This window comes from Prevotella vespertina, assembly GCF_009728485.1.
Classification (GTDB): domain Bacteria; phylum Bacteroidota; class Bacteroidia; order Bacteroidales; family Bacteroidaceae; genus Prevotella; species Prevotella vespertina.
The window spans coordinates 47,219-70,134 of the sequence record NZ_VVIQ01000002.1 but is presented as its reverse complement, the minus strand read 5'-3'; the positions used below and the strand labels follow the sequence as shown (position 1 = coordinate 70,134).

At 41.5% G+C, this 22,916-nt stretch carries 19 protein-coding genes; 6 read left to right on the top strand and 13 right to left on the bottom strand.

Translation table 11 applies throughout. The features are described 5' to 3' along the window. Positions 1-49 precede the first annotated feature (49 nt). Positions 50-703, top strand: a complete 654-nt coding sequence (locus F0475_RS01740) for a helix-turn-helix transcriptional regulator (RefSeq protein WP_155715122.1) — start codon at positions 50-52, stop codon at positions 701-703. A 6-nt stretch (positions 704-709) separates the two neighbouring features. Here F0475_RS01740 and F0475_RS01735 read toward each other — a convergent pair whose 3' ends face one another. Beyond that, positions 710-1,621: a DMT family transporter gene (locus tag F0475_RS01735; RefSeq protein ID WP_155715121.1), complete on the bottom strand. Its 912-nt coding sequence runs from the start codon at positions 1,619-1,621 to the stop codon at positions 710-712. Positions 1,622-1,988: 367 nt separating this feature from the next. On the opposite strand from F0475_RS01735, the gene dnaG reads away from it, so the two are divergent. From dnaG to cls, 3 genes are read left to right on the top strand one after another with little or no spacing between them, the layout of a single operon-like run. Continuing rightward, positions 1,989-3,926, top strand: coding sequence for a DNA primase (gene dnaG / locus F0475_RS01730; protein ID WP_199879767.1), 1,938 nt, complete (start codon positions 1,989-1,991; stop codon positions 3,924-3,926). Further along, a complete protein-coding gene (locus F0475_RS01725; RefSeq protein WP_155715119.1) occupies positions 3,923-5,620 on the top strand; it encodes a hypothetical protein in 1,698 nt (565 codons plus the stop codon). The genes dnaG and F0475_RS01725 overlap by 4 nt, the downstream gene beginning before the upstream one ends. Before the next feature lie 60 nt (positions 5,621-5,680). Next, on the top strand, positions 5,681-7,102 hold the full coding sequence (gene cls / locus F0475_RS01720) for a cardiolipin synthase (protein ID WP_155715118.1): 1,422 nt from the start codon (positions 5,681-5,683) through the stop codon (positions 7,100-7,102). 632 nt (positions 7,103-7,734) lie between these two features. Here the strand turns inward: cls and F0475_RS01715 are convergent. The 12 genes from F0475_RS01715 to pyrB all read right to left on the bottom strand — a co-directional run bounded on the left by F0475_RS01715 (position 7,735) and on the right by pyrB (position 18,907). Next, positions 7,735-9,210 (bottom strand): glycoside hydrolase family 125 protein, encoded by a 1,476-nt coding sequence (locus F0475_RS01715; RefSeq protein ID WP_155715117.1) that lies wholly within the window; start codon positions 9,208-9,210, stop codon positions 7,735-7,737. Positions 9,211-9,229: 19 nt separating this feature from the next. After that, positions 9,230-10,327 carry a DegT/DnrJ/EryC1/StrS family aminotransferase gene (locus F0475_RS01710; RefSeq protein ID WP_155715116.1) on the bottom strand — a complete coding sequence of 366 codons (1,098 nt, stop codon included), beginning with the start codon at positions 10,325-10,327 and terminating at the stop codon, positions 9,230-9,232. Positions 10,328-10,351: 24 nt separating this feature from the next. Next, positions 10,352-11,338, bottom strand: a complete 987-nt coding sequence (locus F0475_RS01705; RefSeq protein WP_155715115.1) for a GNAT family protein — start codon at positions 11,336-11,338, stop codon at positions 10,352-10,354. A 46-nt stretch (positions 11,339-11,384) separates the two neighbouring features. After that, complete coding sequence (locus F0475_RS01700; protein ID WP_155715114.1) at positions 11,385-11,804, bottom strand: sugar 3,4-ketoisomerase; 420 nt, start codon at positions 11,802-11,804, stop codon at positions 11,385-11,387. 25 nt (positions 11,805-11,829) lie between these two features. Next, positions 11,830-13,014 carry a formate-dependent phosphoribosylglycinamide formyltransferase gene (purT, locus tag F0475_RS01695; RefSeq protein WP_155715113.1) on the bottom strand — a complete coding sequence of 395 codons (1,185 nt, stop codon included), beginning with the start codon at positions 13,012-13,014 and terminating at the stop codon, positions 11,830-11,832. An 84-nt stretch (positions 13,015-13,098) separates the two neighbouring features. After that, positions 13,099-14,253, bottom strand: a complete 1,155-nt coding sequence (rfbB, locus tag F0475_RS01690; protein WP_155715112.1) for a dTDP-glucose 4,6-dehydratase — start codon at positions 14,251-14,253, stop codon at positions 13,099-13,101. A gap of 11 nt (positions 14,254-14,264) precedes the next feature. Next, positions 14,265-14,780 carry a metallophosphoesterase family protein gene (locus F0475_RS01685; RefSeq protein WP_314866457.1) on the bottom strand — a complete coding sequence of 172 codons (516 nt, stop codon included), beginning with the start codon at positions 14,778-14,780 and terminating at the stop codon, positions 14,265-14,267. Continuing rightward, positions 14,777-15,394 carry a cytidylate kinase-like family protein gene (locus tag F0475_RS01680; RefSeq protein WP_009435934.1) on the bottom strand — a complete coding sequence of 206 codons (618 nt, stop codon included), beginning with the start codon at positions 15,392-15,394 and terminating at the stop codon, positions 14,777-14,779. Before F0475_RS01680 ends, F0475_RS01685 begins: the two co-directional genes overlap by 4 nt. A 36-nt stretch (positions 15,395-15,430) precedes the next feature. Then, positions 15,431-16,783 (bottom strand): MATE family efflux transporter, encoded by a 1,353-nt coding sequence (locus F0475_RS01675; RefSeq protein WP_155715111.1) that lies wholly within the window; start codon positions 16,781-16,783, stop codon positions 15,431-15,433. Between the two features lie 253 nt (positions 16,784-17,036). Beyond that, positions 17,037-17,492, bottom strand: coding sequence for an aspartate carbamoyltransferase regulatory subunit (gene pyrI / locus F0475_RS01670; protein WP_155715110.1), 456 nt, complete (start codon positions 17,490-17,492; stop codon positions 17,037-17,039). Positions 17,493-17,505: 13 nt separating this feature from the next. After that, positions 17,506-17,925, bottom strand: a complete 420-nt coding sequence (locus F0475_RS01665) for a hypothetical protein (protein ID WP_155715109.1) — start codon at positions 17,923-17,925, stop codon at positions 17,506-17,508. Between the two features lie 34 nt (positions 17,926-17,959). Continuing rightward, positions 17,960-18,907: an aspartate carbamoyltransferase gene (gene pyrB, locus F0475_RS01660; protein WP_009435814.1), complete on the bottom strand. Its 948-nt coding sequence runs from the start codon at positions 18,905-18,907 to the stop codon at positions 17,960-17,962. A gap of 164 nt (positions 18,908-19,071) precedes the next feature. On the opposite strand from pyrB, the gene F0475_RS01655 reads away from it, so the two are divergent. Next, on the top strand, positions 19,072-21,375 hold the full coding sequence (locus F0475_RS01655; RefSeq protein ID WP_155715108.1) for a transglycosylase domain-containing protein: 2,304 nt from the start codon (positions 19,072-19,074) through the stop codon (positions 21,373-21,375). 751 nt (positions 21,376-22,126) lie between these two features. Beyond that, the gene (locus F0475_RS01650; protein ID WP_009435926.1) at positions 22,127-22,558 is read left to right on the top strand and encodes a Fur family transcriptional regulator; all 432 of its coding nucleotides are present in this window, start codon (positions 22,127-22,129) and stop codon (positions 22,556-22,558) included. The last annotated feature ends 358 nt before the right edge of the window (positions 22,559-22,916 follow it).

Genomic DNA, 22,916 nt, shown 5'->3' with positions numbered 1-22,916 from the left:
ATCAACTTTTTTATATACTTTTGCAAGGGTGTTTTGAGAATGAATTCACATGGAGAAAACAAACAATATCATTGTTGCGGATAATCAAGCTATAACGCATGCAGGAATACTTTACATTCTTTCTGACATGGGTTTCGCATCGACAATATCAGTTAGAACAAAGACAGAACTTATGCTTCAGTTGAAGCAAAAGCCATATTCTATTGTTATACTGGACTATACGTTGTTTGATTTCGATAGTGAGTCTGACTTGCAAAACATCGTTCAACGCTATCCAAAAACATATTTTATCTTATGGAGCGAGGACTTGAGTGTGAATTTCATACGCACTTTAATGAACAATGACAATCGAATAAGTATATTGTTGAAGGACGCTAAACTCTCGGAGATAAAACAATGTATTGAATATAATCTACAGGGTAATCGATACCTCTGCCAACACGCTGCTAACATACTGCTGGCACCTATTTCAACGCAAGAGAAGGAGAGTGTCAAACTTACAAAGACGGAGATTGAAGTATTGAAAGATATTGCTCTAGGAATGACAACACGGGAGATTGCTGAAAAGCGTATCTCTTCCTTCCATACAGTCAACACTCATCGGAAGAATATCTTTCGCAAGATTGGTGTCAACAATGTGCACGAAGCCACCCGTTATGCTATGCGTACAGGGCTAGTGGATGCGGCAGAGTATTATATTTAAAACCTACTAACTCTTATTGATAATGTAGATTCCTGCTGCTGCTAAAAAGCCTGCCATAATATATTTCAAATAGAAAGTTTCATTAAGACATAGGCATGAGGTGACAGCCCCAACAACGGGTATTAACGAGTTATAAATAGCTACTTTCCCCACTGGATTGCATGTTAGAAGTTTGTTATAAAGCGTGAATCCCAGTGTACTAATAGCTATAAGAAGTAAGAGATAGAGCCCTCCTAATGTGGAGACATTCGGCAAAGTCGCTCCCATGAACAAGCCTGGTATGATCAGCAAAGTGCCGCCGATTGCCAAACTATAGCCTGTCCCAACAAACACATCCACCCTTTTTCCTAATCCACGTATCATCAATGAGGCTGAAGCACCACACAGGGCGTTGAGGATAATCATGCCATCTCCCAACAAAGTGAACCTCCCGCTGTCAGCACCTCCTAAGTTTAACGATAAGATACCAGCAAAACCTAGGACACAACCTATTATCTTCTTCAGGGTCATGTGGTCACTTTTAAAGAAGAGACAAGCGAAGATTACAACAGAGAAAACGCTCAATGAGTTTAAAATAGCAGCCCTTGAGCCTTCACTATGGGATAATCCAAAGTAAAAGAAAGCGTAATGTAAGGTTGTATTCAATAAACAGAAGACTAGTAGATACCACCAGTCTGCGGGCTTTCTAACCGCAAAGTTGCGCTTCTTCCCACCTGCTATTGCTAAGATGATAAGCCCTGACAAACAAAAACGAATGCCAGCAAAGAGCATCTTCGAACCTGTCATTTCGGGAGAAATAGCGAACTCTTGCATGCCTAACTTTATTAAGGGATAGGCCCAACCCCACGCTATTGCAGCTGTTAATGCAAATATTGTGACCCAAACGGGACGCTGAAATATACTCGTTGTATTTGTCATCTCTTACCTTAAACTTTGTCTATTCAATACTATGTGAAACTCTTTTCGCCTACAAAGGTACATCGTTTTTTTCAAAGATTAAGCTTTTCACCATTTAAAGAGGGCGTTTCTTTGTTGTAAAGAGAGCCTTTCTTCACCTTCAAGAGAGCCTCCCTTTCATGCCAAGAGAGGCTCTCCTCTTTTTCAACAGACCATATTATTTGACAGAAACACATAACTACACCTTTACACGCAACAATCCTTTAGTTCCCAACCATTGCATGGCAAGCCGGAAACAAGGCTTTTTCTCCATCAGAGCAAATAGATTATCACCTTTTTTAATCAGCTTCTTTGCCATGTCAAAGGTTTGTACTATCTTTGTAAAATAATGATAGATAGACCAACAGTAGATCGAATAATGGATGCTACGAATATCGTTGAGGTAGTCAGCGATTTCGTATCTCTTCGCAAGGCAGGAACCAGCTTTAAAGGGCTATGTCCATTCCATGACGACCGCACCCCATCGTTTTCTGTAAGTCCCGTAAAGGGTGTTTACAAGTGTTTCGCGTGTGGGGCGGCAGGCAATGCGGTGAAGTTTATCATGGAGCATGAGCAGATGACTTATGTAGAAGCACTCAAGTGGCTTGCGAATAAATACCATATTGAAGTACACGAACGCGAATTGTCGCAAGAAGAAAAGCAACAGGAGAGCGAGCGCGAATCGATGTTTCTGGTAAACGAGTGGGCTGCAAAGTATTTTGAAAACATCCTTCACCATGACGTGGATGGTACTGCTATAGGCTTACAGTACTTTCGTAGCCGTGGTTTCAGGGATGACATCATCCGCAAGTTCCACCTTGGTTTCTGTCTCTCAGGGCGCACTGCTTTCGCAGAAGCAGCCTTGAAAGCTGGTTATAAACGTGAGTTTCTTGTAAAGACAGGACTATGCTTTGAACGAGAGAATGGCGATTTGATTGACAGATTCAATGGACGTGTGATGTTTCCGTGGGTTAGTGTGAGTGGAAAAATAACCGCTTTCGGTGGTAGACTACTTGATGAACGCACCAAGGGAGTGGCTCAGAAGTATGTAAACTCGCCCGATAGCATTATATACCACAAGGAGCGTGAGCTCTACGGGATATTCCAATCGAAGAAAGCAATAGCCAAACACGACCTTGTCTACATGGTGGAAGGATACACGGATGTGCTTTCTATGCACCAATCAGGCATTGAGAACGTTGTAGCTAATAGTGGTACAGCATTGTCGGTGTACCAGATTCGTATGCTGCACCGCTTTACCTCAAACATAGTTCTGCTCTATGATGGTGATGCCGCAGGTCAACATGCAGCCCTGCGAGGTACTGATATGTTGCTTGCCGAGCGTATGAATGTGAAGGTTCTACTACTTCCTGATGGTCAAGACCCTGATGAGTTCGCAAGAACTCATAGTGCGGAGGCATTCAGACAATATGTTGAAGAGAACCAAACAGACTTCATTGTCTTTAAAATTAACCTCTTGCTCAATGGCGTTACCGACCCTATTAAACGTTCGGAGGCCATTAGCTCCATCGTTCAGAGTATATCGGTTATCAAAGACCCTATACTCCGTGACACTTATATTCGTGAGTGTTCCAATCGTACGGGAGTAGCTGAACGCACCTTAATGGAGCAGATGAACCGCAATATTCATCAGTATCGTGAACAGCAGACACGCGAACAGCAATTCCAGAAGGAGGCTGCTTTACGAGAAGGACAAGGCGTTGAACAGCCTGCAGCAAGTACGATTCTACAGGTATCGAAAGTGGAGAGAATCATCATGCAAACCCTCGTTAAAGATGGTGATAAGGTCATTCTGCGTGATATAAAGGATGAGTCTACAGGGCAATTACTCAATATTACAGTGGCTCAATACATAGCTTATACACTCATGGAAAATGGTCTTTCGCTGACCAATCCATTGTATATAAAGATGCTGCAAGAGGCTGTTGACCATAGTGCTGACCCTCAATTCAAATCCGAAGAATACTTTACTCAACATGCCGATATCGACATTGCCAATGAAGCCGTACGCCTAAGTGTCGACCGATTCCAGCTCTCTGAGAGTCTAAAAGTTAAGGAAACGGAACACAGTCTACGTGATCGTGTATTACACATCATGACTGATTATCTACTAGACTACTACGACTCACACCTCAAAGAACTTGTTGCAAGGATGAAGCAAACGAAGGATACGGACGAAATGATGAGTATGTTGAAGGAAATTAACGCTATGCAGAACAAGAGGAACATCCTCGCTAAACGATTAGGAAGTGACATTTTGATATGATTGAGAAGATAAAACGACTCTTTACACAGCCCCTCTCACTGGGCGATATTACCTCCGATACTAACAAACAGATGGTGACTAAGGCGCTCAAGGAGCTTAATTGTGAGGTAGAATGGACTCAAGAAAAGTCTGGAGTGCGGTTCGTTCAGTACGACTTCCAGCGTGGGCACTTCGGAATCCACCTCTTTCCGGGTACGAAGATGGTAGAGTTAACCTATCTCTATATCGCTGATACAGATTTAGCTAACGTGCATCTTGTTCGCCAACTGTGTAATGAGATGAACATAAACTCTGATGGTCCGCGCTTCTGTTACACGCTGAATGAAGCGAAGAACAAGGTTGATATTCATCTATTCTTCGACCTTCTCTTAGACAGCGATCGTGCGAAAGATATCCTGTCGACGGCTATGTCGAATCTATTTGGGAGTCAGAACGCTTTCTGCCAACGCCTTGATACGGTGGAGAAGGAGGCTAAAGAGAACGAAACAGACGACTTGGAAGCTGCAAAAAGCGATGTGGAGAGAAGCTGTTACATGATTCGTGAACAAGAGCTAACGCATCAGAAGATTGCACCGGGGTGGAGACAGAATGATAATAAACCTGCTTCTCTAACGCAGTGGATGGATGTCGCCTTTGGCATGGCAAACTTTGTTCCGTCTGAATTAACCATTGTCACGAATGAAATTCATCACTTGGCTGATAGGCAGGCGATCGAAGTATTCGACCTCTCCACACCGCTGATTGAAGGTGGAAAGTTCGTGCGACAACATGCGATGTTAGACCTGTTTTTCTTCCTCCCATCGGCTCCTGACACCCGACAACGCATGACTATCAGCTTGCAACAAGTAGGGAAAGCGAAGGACATATTATATTACAGGATTACAGGTACGCTGCTCCCACTGCCAGCAACGCCCTCTCGTTCATTGTCATCTGTCGAAACCAACGTTCGTATGGGGAGTGCTCTTATTGCTTACGACTTGCGTACGGACAAGCAACTCAACGATGAGTTCATCTACACATGGAAAGAGGCTCAAAGCAAACTCGCCAATAGTCAGGAGGGAGAACTTACTGATGAAGAATGCTTACTGGCTACTGTTCTGTTGCAACCAGTGGCTTCTTATCTCTATCGAGGGCGTCGGCTCTATCTTCAAAAGCGTTACGTGGAGGCGATACCACACTTGTTTAATGCGTTCTATAGGCTCTTTTACGACTTTACAACGCTGAATAACAGTGCCAAAGAGACATTCCTTGAAATCTGTTTCATGCTCGGTTCCTGTCACATGGAGATGCTGCAATATGACAGGGCATTCTTCTTTCTATCGTTCACAGTGGGTCGGAATAACATAAGATACGCCGAAACGTATATCAACTGCTTAGTGAATATGAATGATTTTCGTGCTCTTGCGACTATTGAGGATATGCTGAATGACGTGTATAACAGCCTCCGTGACATCGAAGATGACCAAGTGGAAGAGCCTTTACAGGACTTTCGTCGCTTCTTATTACGCCGTAAGTCGTATGTTCTCATTGGTCTGCAACGACTCAATGAGGCTGAAAAACTACTGCGAGAGATGCTGAAGAATCAAGAAGATATGGAATACGCGAAGCAGGAACTGGCATATATTCAATACTTGCGAACTGCTAACCAGAATGAAAAAAAGGCATCTGACACATCGCAGGGAGCACCTATATAATAAGGTGAAAAATAACGTTAAGAGGCGAAACGATGCTGAATACAAAAAGATAATACAGCGATGATTTACGTACATTGGCTCTTCCTTGTAGTATATAGCATTATCATCATCATTACAATGGTGCGAGTACTAATGGATAACCGACAGCCTGCCAAGACCATGGCATGGATGTTGGTGCTGATGTTCATACCCTTTTTAGGAATCATCCTGTATATCTTCTTTGGACAGAATACACGCAAGGAACGCAAGATATGGCAGCAGAGTCTTGACCAGTTAACGAAGCGTTCTATGTTGGAGTTTGTCGAACAAAAGGACTTCAATATACCTGAAGAATACCGCACAATAAGCAATCTCTTCATGAATCAAAACCTCGCTTTGCCTTTTAAGAACAATGAGGTTGAGATTTACACAAGCGGTTATGACTTCTTTCCGTCACTACTGATGGAGATTGGAAAAGCCGAACATCACATTCATATTGATACCTTTATCATCTCCGACGACCCGCTCGGAAGGCTCATTGCTGATGCCCTTATCGACAAAGCGAGACAAGGAATTGAGGTGCGACTCATCTATGATGATGTAGGCTCATGGCGCACACCTAATAGTTTCTTCACGCGTATGCGAAACGAAGGAATTGAGGTTTACGCCTTTATGCCAGTGCGTTTTCCTGCTTTCACAAGTAGAGTGAATTATCGAAACCATCGTAAGATATGCGTCATTGATGGGGAGGTTGGCTTTATTGGAGGTATGAATATTGCACGACGATACGTCCAAGGAACACCGAAACAGTCATGGCGTGATACACATGTGAAGCTCACGGGGGCTGCTGTCTATGGTTTGCAACGTGCCTTTCTAGTAGATTGGTACTTCGTATCAAAGGTGCTCATCACCGAACGGAGTTATTATCCAGAGATTATTATAGGGCAGAATAATAGTTTGGTACAGGTGGTTACGAGTAGTCCAACAAGTCTTTGGCCAGAGATAGAACAAGGATATGTACGTATCCTAACCAATGCGAAGCATTATGTCTACATGGAGACGCCTTACTTCCTACCAACAGATCCCATTCTTTTTGCTATGCGTGTGGCAGCGTTGTCGGGCGTTGATGTACGCTTGATGATACCTTATGAGACTGATACTAAGGTTGTGGAATGGGCTTCAAGGTCGTATGTTATAGAGGCATCAAGGGCTGGTGTGAAGATACTTCTCTATCGGAAGGGCTTCAATCATTCGAAACTTCTAGTCTCAGATGACGCTATGGCGACCATAGGGTCTACCAATGTCGACTTCAGGAGCTTTGAGAATGACTTTGAGGCAAACGCTTTCTTCTATGATAAAAAGATTGCCCTGCAAGTGAAAGAGGTTTTCTTAGCGGATCAAAAGGATAGCATTGATCTAGATGATGTGCGCCGTTTTATCAAAAAACCATTCTTACAACGATTGTGGGAGTCGTTTGTTCGCTTACTTAGTCCATTGTTGTAAAGTTCTTATCCATCGTTTTTATCCTCCTTGATAAGACCTTACTCAACTATTCCTCGAGGTAGTATCGCTTCTCAGAATAACTTTTTTATAGAACTAGATGAGGTTGATTAAACACGAACGAACCTCCCATTGAAACCAATAAGAAGATTACTTCAAACAGAACCTATCATAAACTCAGATTGAGACACAATGATTGTTGAATAGAAGGAGAGGCTCTTCTTAATACAAAGAGAGGCTCTCTTTGCAGCAAGAAAAGGCTCTTCTTCTTTTGAAAAGAGCCTCTCTTTCAACCCCCAAAATAATCCCCTGCGCAATACGGAGAGCCTGTTACTCGGTAAAGCCATGGTTCTCAACAACTTAAAAAATAGATGAGGACTAATGCTAATAGCAGTTATCAGCAAAAGAGAACAATGTTTGTAAGGTGTGAAAATACGCCAAGCAGCATAAGAGTTCATAGAATAAAAAAGTCCCAGACGAATAGTCTGGGACTAAAGATTACCTGTCTCACGACAACTAATCTTCTAACCTTAATAATCTAATACCATGAAAAACACGTTGCAAAGATATGCTTAATTCACAATCATTCCAAACTTTTTTAGTTAAATAAAGCAAACTTATTGATGTTTAGAGTATTATTCTTTAATACTATTCAACAAGCCTAACTTTCCTTCATTTACTAGCTTGATAATGAGCTCACCAAATAGTGTGTTCTGCCAAGCAAACCACTCTCTGGTGTAGTTATTAGCATCATCTTTGTTAAAACTTTCGTGCATGAAGCCTGTACCAGCGTCCGTATTCATCAACATCTCTATGCTTTCTTTTATCTCTTTATCGTCTTTTGAAGTGAAAGCACGCATCATGATGGACATTGGCCACACCATTTCATAACCGATGTGAGGTCCTCCAATACCCTCTCCAGCCTTCCCTCGGAAGAAATAAGGATTGTCCTCACTCCAAACGAAACGGCGAGTATTCTGATAGATAGGGTCGTCCTGGCTTACATCTCCTAGGTAAGCCATGGCAAGCAAACTAGGTACGTTAGCGTCATCCATCAGTAGATGATTACCGAAACCATCTACTTCATAAGCGTAAATCTTGCCATACTTGGGGTGATCATACACCGCATACTTCTTCAAAGCTTCGCTAACTTCATCAGCCAAAGCCGTACACTCCTTTGCAAGACCAGCCTCTTTATTCACCTTCAATAGGATTTCTGCAGCCTTACGAAGCGATGACACCGCCATAAAGTTCGATGGAATGAGGAAGAGAAAGGTTGTTGCATCGTCCGACGGACGGAAGGCTGAGGCGATCAAACCCACTGGCTTCACTGGAGCACCCCATCCCGCATTGTTCATAGTGTCCAATGCTCTATCGGTAACGCGCAAGAACTTATAGCTGCCGCGGCCTTCTTTCTTCTGTTGTTCACGGAATGTCTTGAGGATATTCTCTACTGCCTTTACCCATTCGGAACCAAAGACACTGGTGTCACCAGTGGTTTTCCAGTATTCAAAAGCAAGTCGGATAGGGTAGCAAAGAGAGTCTATTTCATACTTCCGTTCGTGCAGTTCGGGCTTCATAGCCGTTTCGTCACTCATCCAAGGGCCTTTCGAATCAGGTACCTGATTGAAGGCATTGGCGTAAGGGTCGATGTTTATGCACTTTATCTGGCGGTTGATAACACCTGCCAACATCCTTCGTAGCTTCTTATCTTTGCCTGCCAGTTGCACATAAGGCCATACTTGAGCCCCCGAGTCACGCAACCACATGGCGGCAATGTCGCCTGTGTAGACGAAAGTATCAGGTGTCCCGTCAGGGTTCTCACCATAGTGTACGGTGGTATCAAGCGTATTTGGGAAGCAATTCTCAAACATCCATGCCAGTCGTTTATTAGTTAGTTGACGCACAATAAGCTGTATCTCTTTCTCAACAGCATCTGATTTAAAGAGTCGGTCAGCCTCTTTAGGACGTTTAGAAACAAGTGTTACAGCATCAGTCGGGCATGTAAGATGATTGACCAAAGCCTTTTCTGTATTTAAGGCGTTGGCAGACTGCGTATGAAATGCAATGAGTGTGAGGCATACTGAGGCGATAAAGATTTTCTTATTCATACATGTTTAAATTAGGTTTCTATTGATATTCATTTATGTAATCGATAATCTCTTGGCATTGATTATCGGTCATTGTCGGGTTACAAGGGAGGGAGAGTTCTTGCTGATGTATGCTTTCTGTGATGGGATAAGAGAGCTTATTCCATTCTGCATAAGCCTTTTGTTGATGTGGTGGGATAGGGTAGTGAATCATTGTTGACACCCCTTTATCGTTCAAGTAACACTTTAATCTATCACGGGAGGGGCATAAGACAGGGAATATATGATACACATTATCACGGTCGCCATCGGTAGTCATTGTGATGAGAGGGTTCTTAATACCTTGTTGATAAGCCTTAGCTATCTTTCTTCGTTGTGCATTTTCTTGATCAAGGTAACGGAGTTTCACATCTAAAACAGCTGCTTGAATCTCATCCATACGGCTATTTACACCCTTAAAAGAGAACTCGTACTTACGTGCCGAACCATAGTTAGCAATGCTACAGATAGCCTCTGCTAATGTAGCATCATCTGTTGTCACGGCACCAGCATCGCCTAATGCACCGAGATTCTTACCTGGGTAGAAACTATGGGCAGCTGCATTTCCCAACGAGCCAGTACGTTTCTTACCATAAAAACAGCCATGCGCCTGTGCGTTGTCTTCGATGAGAAGGAGGTTATGAAGCGCACATAACTCGCCAATCAGCGGTGTATAAGCACATCGCCCATAGAGGTGTACGAGTAAGATAGCCCTTGTCTTCGATGTTACGGCAGCTTCGATAAGTTGGTCGTCAAGCTCCAGTGTATTAATATTAGGCTCTACCAAGACGGGAGTCAAATTGTTTTCTGTAATGGCAAGGATAGTTGCAATGTAGGTATTAGCGGGTACGATGATTTCATCTCCAGCCTTCAATCGACCTAACTCTATGTAAGCTCGAAGGATGAGAGACAAAGCATCCAGTCCATTCCCACATGTTACGCAATGTTCCGAACCAATGAATTTAGAGTAATCGACTTCAAATTGCTTTGTTTCCTGCCCTTGTAAATACCAACCGGAACGCACAACACGTTCCACAGCGTTAGTAATTTCATCACTGTGAAGGGCTATTATATCCTTGAGAGAAAGGTAGTTAATCATTTTTCTTACCAGTTAATTATATCTTTACTTACCCTTGCTTACCGGATTATTCAGCTTTTCCATGGGCATAACATCCCACTCATAGCTATCGTAACAAACACCCCGTCCACCGAAGCCTTCCTTTTGGAAAATGAGAGGAGCATTGAGTTTCTGCCCATTCTCTTCGGTGCTTTTACCAAAGTCAAAGTATCCTTGGCGGTCAGCATACACCTTATTAATAAGATAATCGAACAGAAGATCAAGTGCTCCGAGGCTCTTTCCCTCTGGAGAAGCAGATATATATTGTGTGTGAATGACTTGCGGTGTCTCAAAGATGAGAGTTCCTCCAATTGGATTACCAACCTTATTAAATGCCATGAAGAGGCGAATAGACTTAGAGAAACGGCTCTTTAGCAATTTAAGTTCAGCTAGAGAATGAACAGGATGAGTATTATATTTATTTGAAAGATTATCGTTTAATATCCCCCAAAAGGCTTCCATGTTCCCGCTTTCAGCAATGGTAAGTTCTGAGTGAGTGGCTTTTCTAATCCCACTCTTACGACTTTCCGTGAACTTTAGATGCTGGAGAAGAGGAATAGTTGTGGATATATCACGAATTGTTAGACGTGCTTTACATACATTAAGGAGTGCATATAAGTCTTCTTCAGCAGGATATTTGTGGTAAATCCATGGTATAGACTTGTACACTACATGCTTAAATCCTTGTTTGTTAAGATATTCGTTGATGGCAAGGAATACCTCACAGATATCCTCTGCACATACTTTTGTGTTTGTAAGAAGTCCCCCGTAGGTCAGTCCTTGGTGTGAGTAAAACGTTGTATCAATCTTATTGGCAGGCAAAAGGGCGTAGAGTCGTCCCTTCCGATAGACCATTAAGGAACAATCAAGGAATCTATCGGCATGGTAATCCATGTAAGAACGATTGAAAAGGAACGTCCCTTGCTTCGATCTCTGCACGAAGTTATCCCATTCAAGTACCTGTCCTATAGTATATTGCCTTACTTCAAACATGCAGTATTAGGTGCGTCAATCTTGGAATAAAAGCATTATTTCTAAACTACTTATGGCTTAAATAGTTTATAAACTCGTCATAGTTACGAATGTAATCAGCCTCATCAAAAGGGTCTTCAGCCAATACAAGACACACAGCACCCGATGAGAAATCATCGAGCGTGCGCCATATATCAGTATCAACAAGTAGCCCTTGATAAGGATGATTCAGTAGGAAGGACTCCTTTCTGTGCCCATTATCAAGTGTAACAGTGAATGATCCACTTACAGCAATAATGAATTCGCGACAGTGTTTATGTGCATGTCCACCTCGAGAAGTACCTGATGGAACATCATAAGTCCAATAAGCACGAGCAACATGGAAGGGTATATCCTTCATACCTTGGGCTATGGTGAGGTTTCCACGAGGGTCAACAACCTTCTGCAATGATATTATCTTTCCTAATGAAAACACGTTGTCATTCATTACTCAATATGTAATTATCTCCTTATTAATGCTTTTTCATATAAGGATCAGTGCCCAAGACGGTTGCTGCCACACGCTTCGTTTTATCACGCAATTCGTCCATATCGGTTCCAACCTCACCATAACAGAGAGCTACTCCCATACGTCTTCCAACATGAGCAATAGGCTTTCCGAAGATACGCAAGCGAGTTCTGTCTTCCTTACAAGCATCTAAAAGATTGTATGCTAGTGGTTTACCTGATTCAATTGGAGATAAGATAACAGCAGAACAACCTGCATGTTCAAGGTGAATAGCGGGTATTGGTAGTCCCATCACAGCCCGGAAGTGAAGCTCGAACTCGTTGAAATTGGTGGTATGAGCCAATGTTACCATACCAGTATCATGTGGTCTTGGGGATAACTCGGAGAAGATTACCTCTCCTTGTTTGGTTAGAAAGAACTCAACTCCCCATATACCATAACCTGTAAGAGCATTTGTTACCTCCTTAGCAATGTGTTCTGCCTGACGTAGAGCATCTTCAGAGATAGCGTAAGGTTGCCAACTTTCACGATAATCACCTCCCTTCTGTATATGACCAATGGGCGGACAGAAGAGAGTAGGACCATCTTTTTGAGTTACAGTGAGCAGTGTAAACTCGCTATCAAAGTCTATAAATTCTTCTATAATTACCTCTTTTACATCCCCACGAGCTCCTTCCATTGCATTCTTGAATGCTTCTTCAAGCTCTGCATCATTATGGACATAACTTTGTCCATGCCCACTTGAACTCATCAAAGGCTTTACTACACATGGAAAACCAATCTCGTCAGCAGCAGACTTGAACTCTTCATAAGTCTTAGCATAGAAGTATTTTGCAGTTCGCAGACCGAGTTCACGAGCAGCAAGGTCACGAATAGCACGCCTATTCATCGTGAAGTTGACTGCACGAGCAGATGGGGCAATCTGAATACCACGCTGTTCATAGTCAAACAAACGCTCTGTTCGGATTGCTTCTATCTCTGGAACGATGATGTCGGGATTATGGAAGTCGACAACAGCATCAAGTGACGTACCATCAAGCATATTGATTACTTCCGACTCATCAGCAACCTGCATAGCTGGGGCGTTATCGTAACTATCACATGCCACAACATACTGTCCTGCACGTTTGGCAGCAATAGCAAACTCCTTACCCAGCTCTCCTGAGCCTAATAACAAAATCTTTTTCATGTGTAGTTTAGGGGATTGTTAATTATAAAATAGGATGTCCTTATATATAATAAGGTGTAAAGGGGAGTGCAAAATCGCACTCCATTACCTTCCTTTCTTAGTGTACATCATGTCATAATACTTCTGGTAATCACCAGAAGTAACCTCTTGTATCCAGTTCTGGTGCTCTAAGTTCCAACGAATAGTCTTTACAATACCATCAGCGAACATAGTTTCTGGATACCAGCCAAGCTCTTCCTTTATCTTTGTTGGATCTATGGCATAACGTGCATCATGCCCGAGACGATCTGGAACATGTGTTATCAAATCATTATTAATCCAACTGATATCAATGTCACCATTGGCATCCTTTACTTGTTTCTTTAGTATGGTACGTAGGTTCTTATCCTCAGTCATCATGTCATGAATGGTCTTGATAGTAAGTTTCACAATGTCGATATTCTTCATCTCATTGTGTCCACCAACGTTATAGACTTCTCCCTCACGTCCTTCACGTACCACCATATCTATTGCTTTACAATGATCTTCAACATAAAGCCAGTCTCTTACATTCAGTCCCTCACCATAAACAGGGAGTTTCTTGCCCTCAAGTATATTGTTGATAATTAATGGGATGAGCTTTTCAGGGAAGTGATAAGGACCATAATTGTTAGAACAACGCGTGATACTTACAGGCATGTGGTAAGTGTCACGATACGCCATTACAAAGTGATCAGCACTTGTCTTACTAGCAGAATAGGGACTATGAGGGCAAAGAGGAGTTTCCTCTGTGAAATATCCTTCGGCTCCGAGCGATCCATAAACCTCATCGGTTGATACTTGGTGATAACGTTTTCCTGTCTTCCAAGTAGGGTAACCATGCTCGTCCTTACCAGTCACCCATGCTCGACGAGCTGCGTCCATGAGGTTCTGTGTACCAAGAATATTAACAGAAAGGAATAACTGTGGATCTTCAATAGAGCGGTCTACATGACTCTCTGCAGCAAAGTTCACAAGGTAATCAATATCATTCTCTGCAAAGAGACGATCAACTAATTCGCGGTCACGAATATCTCCTTTCACAAAAATACAACGCTTGTCATCAATGTCATCTTTGATTGTTCCAAGGTTTCCTGCATAAGTTAGTGCATCGAGAATTATCACCTTGATATCCTCATTAACATACTTCTTATGAAGCAGATACTTGATGTAATTTGCACCAATAAAGCCTGCTGCACCAGTTACAAGATAGGTCTTCATATTCAAAACTATTATTTGTTATACTTTAATTTATTATCACTTAATGTTATAACTTCACAATCGGCAAATCTATCCCCATCGATTGTTAGTCGAACTAATGTACGCTCTTTATGCCATCCACGCATACCAGCTGCACCTGGATTGATATGTAACATGTTAAGCGTCTTATCGAATTGTATCTTTAAAATATGTGAGTGTCCATCAACGAAGAGATTGGGTGGTGATGCATAAAGCATGCTCTGCACCGAACGATCATATCGACCAGGATAACCGCCAATATGCTTTAGTAGGACATCAGCATCCTCACATTTAAAGCGGAGAATGTCGCGATAACGTGCTCGCATCTCATAGTCATCAATATTGCCACAGACGGCTCGGAAGATAGGTTTCATTGCTTCGAACTTGTCTGCAACCTCCATAGATCCAATGTCACCAGCATGCCATATCTCATCACACTCGCCTAGATAATACTCGTACTTATCGTCCCAGTAGCCATGAGTATCTGAGATTATACCTATCCGTTTCACGCCCTTTTCCTTATAAAATCGGCTATTACGTCTTTCGTTCCTTCCAATCCTAAGATGCTTGCATCTATACAAAGATCATAGCTTTCGGCATGTCCCCATGTCTTAGCAGTGTAATAGTTGTAATACTTAGCACGCTCACTTTCACCATTCTCAATGAGTTTGCGGGCTTCATCCTCCGTACATCCACGACGCTCACAGACATTAGCTATGCGAGTCTGCATAGATGATGTGATGAATACATTCACGCAGTTTGGATTGTCACGAAGTATGTAATCTGCCGTTCTACCTACAAAAACGCAACGATCATTCTGCTTAGCAACCTCACGGATAGCATCACTCTGAAACTGATAAAGGCTCTCTTGCGAGAAGTTACTCTTATAGAAGTCACTATCAGCTAATAGTGGGAGACGAATATTGAAATGCGTCTTCAAGAAACCTTTCTGCTCATCATTCTGTTCAAAGAACTTCTCTGAAAAGCCACTTTCTTTGGCTGCAAGGTTAAGTATCTCACGATCATAAAACTTACAATCGAACTCCTCTGACAGTAGTTTAGCTATAATTCGACCACCACTTCCTATCTGTCTACCGACGTTTATGATTAGCTTTTTTCCCATATTATAGATAGTTATTTACGAACCAATACATCACACTTAACTAGTCTGTCGTTTAATTCTACGTACAAAAATAAGCATGATAATGGCAGCAATGAAGGATGCTGTAAAGTCACTCGAAGGCAATGCTGCCCACACACCATTCAATCCGAAGAAGTGAGGAAGGGCTACAAGTAGAGGGAGAAGGAACAACAACTGGCGTGAAAGAGACAAGAAGATACTAATCTTCACCTTACCTATACACTGGAAGAAGTTGGTCACTACCATCTGATATCCTATGAATGGATACATCATCATATTGATTTGTATGGCTTTAATTGCCTGTTTTATTAATTCTGCATCGTTAGTAAACATACGTGCACAATAGTAGGGAGCCAAGTGTGCAATAAGCCATCCTGTTACCATAATAGCTGTCGCAGCAAAGGCAGCATACTTCACAACACGCATGAGTCGGTCGGTTTGTTGCGAACCATAGTTATACCCCGCAATAGGTTGCATACCCTGGTTTAAACCGATAACAAACATCACGAAAATCATGGCAATACTATTAGCAATACCATAAGCACCCACAGCAATGTCACCTCCATATCGAACCAATTGGTTGTTGATGAATATGACCACGACACAAGCACATACATTCATTAAGAAAGGAGAGATACCTATTGAAATGATATTATTCACTAAGTTTCGCTTCAATCTATAGATTCCCTTCTTCAGATGTAACAGTTCCTTTTGATTGGAGAATAGTTTCATTTGCCAACAGAGTGCTAATGCCTGAGAGATGATAGTGGCTAATGCTGCCCCCCTAATACCCCAATGCCACCACCATATAAAGATGATATCTAACAGGACATTCATTAGTACTGTGAAGATGGTTGCGGCCATTGCATGACGTGGCTTAGAGGCTGCACGTAACACAGCATTCATCCCGAAGTACATCTGTGAGATAACATTTCCTGCCAAAATAACCTGCATGAAACTACGTGCATAAGGGATTGTTGCATCGCTAGCACCAAAGAATCGAAGGATAGGATCTAGGAAGATAAGACAAAGAACACTAAAGGTAACACCAATAATTAGGTTCAACGTCACTGTGTTCCCTAAGATATTCTCGGCTGCAGTATAGTCTCTTTGACCAAGCTTCACACTAATAGCTGTGGATGCACCTATTCCAACACCTGCACCGAAAGCTGTCGCAAGGTTCATGAAAGGGAATGTAATGGCAAGCCCCGAAATAGCCATCGGACCTACCACTTGACCTATAAAAACTCGATCAATGATATTATAGAGAGAAGCTGCTGTCATAGCAACCATTGCTGGCAAGGCGTATTGTATCAATAACTTGCCAACAGGTTTCGTACCTAACTCTAACGTTGCTTTCTTATTATCCATTAGGGCTTTATTACATCTCTTTAAACCATTCCCTTTAAAAGAAATGAGTGATTCTTACTCGTGAAATAGTCGACATACATACATAAAAAAGGTATTTACAAGTCATTAAACAAGAATTACCTACCTTATTAATATATCAACTTCACTATGTTGCAAAAGTACGAAAAAAAACTGATATTCACCTTTTATCTCAAGTAAATATCAGTTTTATACATCCTTATAGATAATGTTTTACCTGATAAGGGATATGTTCTTAAACCAGTTCTACCTTATCCATATCTTGTTCTTTATCACAATAATGGCATTTAAGAATACCTCTTGCTTTATCAACAACATGGAAGATGGTGTTCATTGGTTCGTTATTTGTGATACATTTAGGGTTGTTGCATCTTACAATGCTCCGAAGCTCATCTGGTGTTTCCACCTTCTTCTTCTCTACCACTTCATAGTCCTTAATGATGTTCAACACCACGTTCGGTGCTACAACCGACAAACGGGAGATCTCGTCATCAGTGAAGAATTTATCACTAACTTTGATGATTCCCTTAGTGCCTACCATCTTCGATGAGAAGTTATAACCGATGGTAACAGGTGTAGAGAGCTTCTGGAGCTGTAACAAATTGACCACCTGAAAAGTCTTCTCAGATGGTATATGATCAATAACTGTGCCGTTCTCAATAGCGGCAACCAAACGTTCTTTCTTTGACATAATAGGTTTCTTCTTATTTTGCTTGCGTAACTTCAATACCATCAAAAATGTCTCCTGCAGTTACATGTATGAGAAGTTTACGAACTTTCCCACTTGTATTGGGTTTAATGATGATACGATATGCATTCCGTTCTACCATTATATTATACCAGTCATGCTCTATATGATGGAAGTTCTGAGACTCTAATCCTGCATAAATAACTGTATGCTCTGTTGAAACATTACTTAGCCATGGATTTTGATAGTTCTTGCATCTCAATGTATAGGTACCTCCTTCAGCTGGAACAACAATACTCTTTGGATTACCAGGATAGTCAGCCTCCCACTTCATAGGCTCCCAATTTCCATCAAGTTCATTCTTACTGCAACTGACAAGAGTTGTGAAAAACCCAACTATCAGTGCCATTACCATTATTCTACCAACTTTATTCATAGACTTACAGATTGGTTTTTATCTCTATAAAAGTTTATTCTAATATCGTCTTATCGGCTTTCACCTCTTCTAACGATATACCTAGACAATGGCAGAAGATAGCTTCTCGAGCAAAAAGACCATTGCGTGCTTGCTGAATGTAATAAGCATGTTCGCTATCATCAACATCGTATGCAATCTCATTCACACGTGGGAGAGGATGCAAAATCTTCATATTTGGACGTGCTTGAGAGAGCATATCCCGACGGAGAATATAAACATTCTTCACCCGTTCATACTCCATCAAGTCAGAAAAACGTTCCTTTTGTACACGCGTCATATATAATATGTCTGCATGAGCTATTACATCAGGAGTAAACTCCTCATGCTCTTCAAAGCGGATACCATGCTCTTTGCAATAGAGTTTATACTCCTCAGGCATAGCTAATTCCTTTGGTGCAATGAAGTGGAAAGTAGGGTTGAAATGGCGCATTGCCATAATAAGTGAATGTACAGTACGCCCATACTTCAAGTCTCCAACAAGGTAGATATTGAGGTTCTCAAGCGTTCCCTGTGTCTGATAGATGGTGTATAAGTCCAATAAACATTGTGAGGGATGTTGGTGCGCACCATCTCCTGCATTAATAATAGGCACAGGTGCCACTTCAGAGGCATATTGTGCAGCTCCTTCAATATAATGTCGCATAACGATAGCATCCGCATAATTAGAAACCATGAGGATGGTATCTTTCAGCGTTTCACCCTTACTGACACTCGAAACCTTCGCATCGGTAAAGCCGATAACACGCGCTCCTAGGCGATTGGCTGCTGTTTCAAAACTAAGTCGGGTACGTGTTGAAGGTTCATAAAAAAGTGTTGCAACGACCTTACCTTTAAGTAATTCACGATTAGGATGAGCCTCAAATTCTTTCGCCATATCAATAAGATACAGCAGTTGTTGGCGATCCAATCCTTCAATATTCACAAAGTTCTGTCTTCCCATCTCTATCTTGTGATGATTTGATTGATTTCTGTTTGTAAAGGTAATGATTATTTTCTTTTCTATCAAAGGGCTTGAATAGAAATACACACAGACGATAAAAAAAGTTTTAATTATTTTGCTTATCCATTGATTTACATTACCTTTGCACAATATTTTCACGGCATATGAGAAGACACTTTGTACATTTCCTCTGGGGGACATTGTTAGCTATTTTAGGTTTTACAAGCCTATTCTTCATCTCTGTATGGAATGGTTGGATAGGCTATATGCCCGATATGGACGAGTTATCAAACCCTATTGATAAGTTTGCTTCACAGGTTTACTCTTCCGATCAAAAGCTAATAGGAACATGGAACCAAGATAATAATAATCGCATTGCGATTGATTATAATGGATTATCTCCACACCTTGTTCATGCGCTTGTTGCCACTGAAGACGAACGCTTCTATGAGCATTCTGGTATTGACTTCATCGCTTTAGGACGTGCAATCATTAAGCGCGGCGTGATGAGACAGGCTAGTGCTGGAGGTGGATCTACTATCACTCAACAGTTAGCCAAACAGCTTTTTTCAGAGAAAGCACATAGTACGATGGAACGCTTGCTACAAAAACCTATCGAGTGGATCATCGCTGTTAAGCTAGAACGTCACTTTACGAAGGAGGAGATTCTAGCAATGTATTTCAATTACTTCGACTTCTTGCACAATGCTGTTGGTATAAAACGTGCAGCCAACGTGTACTTTAATAAGGAACCTCGTAACCTCAATGTCACTGAGGCGGCTTTGTTAGTTGGTTTGTGCAAGAACCCTTCCATGTTTAATCCTCTTCGTTATCCTGAACGTTGCCGACAGCGTCGTAATGTCGTACTCATGCAGATGGTGAAGTCTGGTTATGTAACAAAAGATGAATACGAAGAGCTTTCTCAACGCCCATTAGGTATCCATTTTACTAAGGCAAAACCTGTTGATGGAGCTGCAGACTACTTCCAGGCATTCCTCAGACAGTATATGATGGCGAATAAACCAGAGCGTAAGAACTATCAAACATGGCAGAATCGTCAATTTGTTCTCGACTCTATTGCATGGGAGCAAGACCCTCTTTATGGATGGTGTAACAAGAATCTCAAGCGCAATGGCGAGCCTTATAACGTAAACACGGATGGGTTACGTATCTATACAACGATTGACACTCGCATGCAAACCTATGCCGAAGAAGCTATCCGTAAACACGTGGGAGGCTACTTACAAGCACAATTCAATGCAGCAAGTAGGTACAAGAAGAATGCGCCATTCTCATCTAATATCTCTCGAAAGACTATCAAAGAGATTATTAATAGGTCTTGTCGCCTTAGCATGCGTTACCGCAAAATGAAGGAACAAGGCGCTACTCCTGAAGAAATAAAGCGTAGTTTCCGTACACCACATGAGATGACCATCTTCACTTATCATGGTGATGTTGATACGGTGATGACGCCTATTGACTCTGTAAGATACTACAAGTCATTCTTGCGTTCAGCCTTCATGAGTATGGATCCACACACTGGTGCGGTGAAAACATACGTGGGTGGTATTGATTACCAACACTTTAAATACGATGTTGTCATGGGTGGTCGACGCCAGGTAGGTTCGACTATCAAGCCTTTCCTCTACGCCCTTGCAATGCAGAATGGTATGACTCCTTGTTCATTGGCACCTAACGTTCAACGCACGTATGGAGGATGGACTCCTCGTAACGGATCGCATGCACGTTATGGACAAGAGGTTCCTTTGAGATGGGGTTTACAGCAGTCTAACAACTGGATATCTGCTTATCTCATCAACCTCTTAGGTCCTTCTCAATTCGTAAACATACTTCATGACTTCGGATTGAATAACCCTGACATTGATAAATATGCCAGTCCTGTACTCTGCCTAGGTCCTAGTGAGGCATCTGTTGGTGAGATGACTAGTGCCTACACAACCTTTGCCAATGGTGGTATTCGTTGTGCTCCTCTCTTCGTAACAAAGATAGAAGACAGCCATGGTAACGTTATTGCGAAGTTCCAACCACTAATGACTGAAGTTATATCAGAGGTTAGTTCTTATCAAATGATTGATATGCTACGTGCCGTTGTACAAGGAGGTACTGCCAGCCGATTGCGTTCTGCGTATAATATTAACATCGACATGGGAGGTAAAACAGGTACAACAAATAACAATGCAGATGGTTGGTTTATGGCTATAACGCCTAACCTCGTTAGCGGTTGTTGGGTTGGTGGCGAAGATAGAGACATCCACTTTGATAATACCAGTATGGGGCAGGGTGCTTCTATGGCGCTTCCTGTATGGGCATACTTCATGCAGAGTGTATATGCCGATAAGCGACTTGGGTATCGAAAGGATGCTAAGTTCGCTATTCCTGCTAAGTTCGATCCATGTAAAGTAGCCGATACCATCAACGTAAATGGTATTCAGGAAGAGTACTTCTAAAGCTCTGAATGACGGGGAGTAACATGCATTATAAGGACAAACGAGGGGAATGTCCTTACAATTAAATAATTGTTTTGCTCATAATTAGGTGCGCTTTCCTACAGAGGTAAACATATTCTAGTGGGAAAAGTTGGACACCTAGAATTGAAGGAAACGCCTTTCTCTATTTGAGAAGGGCGTTTCTTTGATATAAAGAGAGCCTTTCTTACCTTCAAAGAAACGCCTTCGTTAAAACTTAACAAACGTTCCCCTTTCCTTCACATAGCATTATTCTAGCCCTCCTGTCAGTCTCTGTAAAGGGAAAGAATGTCCGACAGATGTTAATTAGAATACAATCTTTTGATTTCTACAATATGTCTTCCTTATTTAAATGGAGTAAGCTAGAATAAGAAGAGAAGAGTTTTTGTCACCATGTAAAATATTGTATATGGATTGTAATGCAGTGATTCTTTAAACGTGATAAGGCATAATCTCCAAGCAAATTAACCATAAAATCAAATTCAGAATTATGCTTCTAGAGTTTGATGAAAAGTTTGTTTCTATAGGAAATAAGCGTTAATTAGAAAGGATATTAGCAATAGAATGTGTTATATAAAACTATATTTTAGATTTTTTCCAATATCCTTGTTCGCTAGTTCTGAGAATTTTATTACCTTTGCGCACGTGTTAAGAGGATATTAAGAGACGATGAGAAAGATTGTTTCTGATGTATTACCTCATACTTAAATAATATTTAATAAAAGAGAAGAAAGTGGATTCTGCCTATAATAAACTTATCGCTTTGGGCATTCGCCCATCTATCCAACGCGTTGCAATCATGAAGTATTTGCAAGCTCATCACACCCATCCTACAGTAGAGGATGTGTATTTAGCGTTGAAGAAGCAGCTCCCAACAGTAAGTCGCACGACGGTTTATAATACTCTTCGTATGCTTTCCGAACATCACGCTGCATCGATGATTACCATCGATGAACATCGTGTTTGTTATGATGGAGTTACCGAGCCTCATGCTCACTTCTTCTGCAAACGTTGCGAAAAGGTGTACGACTTTGAAGCAATGGAAATGCCTCGTTATACGGGTGAGATTGGCAAAGGCTTCCGAATTGACGATACTCAATTATATTATAAAGGTATCTGTCCTACATGCCTAAAGGCAATGGAGGAGGATAAAAAACTTAGCTAATTTGGGCTAAAACTAATACTTATCAAGGCTTTGATAAGGCTTCCCTATTATTGTAAGAATACCTTATTGAAGTCTTGATAGATTCTTATTCTCTTTTAAATTAAAGCGTTTACGCTCTAAAACAAACCATATTACAGATTTAACCGACTTGCTCAACCACTATTCTTAGTAGTGTTCTCCACTCTTTGTCATTGATTAGGAGTTTTAGAAAAGACGAAGAGAAGCTCAAGAATTAATCAAGTGGCAACATTTTAGTTAGTCCTTACTACCAACGAGGGAACAAATATGTATAGTCCAAGAGAAACCCTCATCATCTAATACCTACCATTAATGATTTTTATGCAATTTATAAACTAAA

Bases quoted from the DNA above. Each gene is read 5' to 3' on its own strand.
- F0475_RS01665 (WP_155715109.1), bottom strand. From the start codon at position 17,925: ATGAATAAAGTTGGTAGAATAATGGTAATGGCACTGATAGTTGGGTTT.
- F0475_RS01735 (WP_155715121.1), bottom strand. From the start codon at position 1,621: ATGACAAATACAACGAGTATATTTCAGCGTCCCGTTTGGGTCACAATA.
- F0475_RS01725 (WP_155715119.1), top strand. From the start codon at position 3,923: ATGATTGAGAAGATAAAACGACTCTTTACACAGCCCCTCTCACTGGGC.
- F0475_RS01740 (WP_155715122.1), top strand. From the start codon at position 50: ATGGAGAAAACAAACAATATCATTGTTGCGGATAATCAAGCTATAACG.
- F0475_RS01700 (WP_155715114.1), bottom strand. From the start codon at position 11,804: ATGAATGACAACGTGTTTTCATTAGGAAAGATAATATCATTGCAGAAG.
- F0475_RS01710 (WP_155715116.1), bottom strand. From the start codon at position 10,327: ATGATTAACTACCTTTCTCTCAAGGATATAATAGCCCTTCACAGTGAT.
- F0475_RS01655 (WP_155715108.1), top strand. From the start codon at position 19,072: ATGAGAAGACACTTTGTACATTTCCTCTGGGGGACATTGTTAGCTATT.
- F0475_RS01715 (WP_155715117.1), bottom strand. From the start codon at position 9,210: ATGAATAAGAAAATCTTTATCGCCTCAGTATGCCTCACACTCATTGCA.
- pyrI (WP_155715110.1), bottom strand. From the start codon at position 17,492: ATGTCAAAGAAAGAACGTTTGGTTGCCGCTATTGAGAACGGCACAGTT.
- pyrB (WP_009435814.1), bottom strand. From the start codon at position 18,907: ATGGGAAGACAGAACTTTGTGAATATTGAAGGATTGGATCGCCAACAA.
- rfbB (WP_155715112.1), bottom strand. From the start codon at position 14,253: ATGAAGACCTATCTTGTAACTGGTGCAGCAGGCTTTATTGGTGCAAAT.
- dnaG (WP_199879767.1), top strand. From the start codon at position 1,989: ATGATAGATAGACCAACAGTAGATCGAATAATGGATGCTACGAATATC.
- cls (WP_155715118.1), top strand. From the start codon at position 5,681: ATGATTTACGTACATTGGCTCTTCCTTGTAGTATATAGCATTATCATC.
- purT (WP_155715113.1), bottom strand. From the start codon at position 13,014: ATGAAAAAGATTTTGTTATTAGGCTCAGGAGAGCTGGGTAAGGAGTTT.
- F0475_RS01705 (WP_155715115.1), bottom strand. From the start codon at position 11,338: ATGTTTGAAGTAAGGCAATATACTATAGGACAGGTACTTGAATGGGAT.
- F0475_RS01675 (WP_155715111.1), bottom strand. From the start codon at position 16,783: ATGGATAATAAGAAAGCAACGTTAGAGTTAGGTACGAAACCTGTTGGC.
- F0475_RS01680 (WP_009435934.1), bottom strand. From the start codon at position 15,394: ATGGGAAAAAAGCTAATCATAAACGTCGGTAGACAGATAGGAAGTGGT.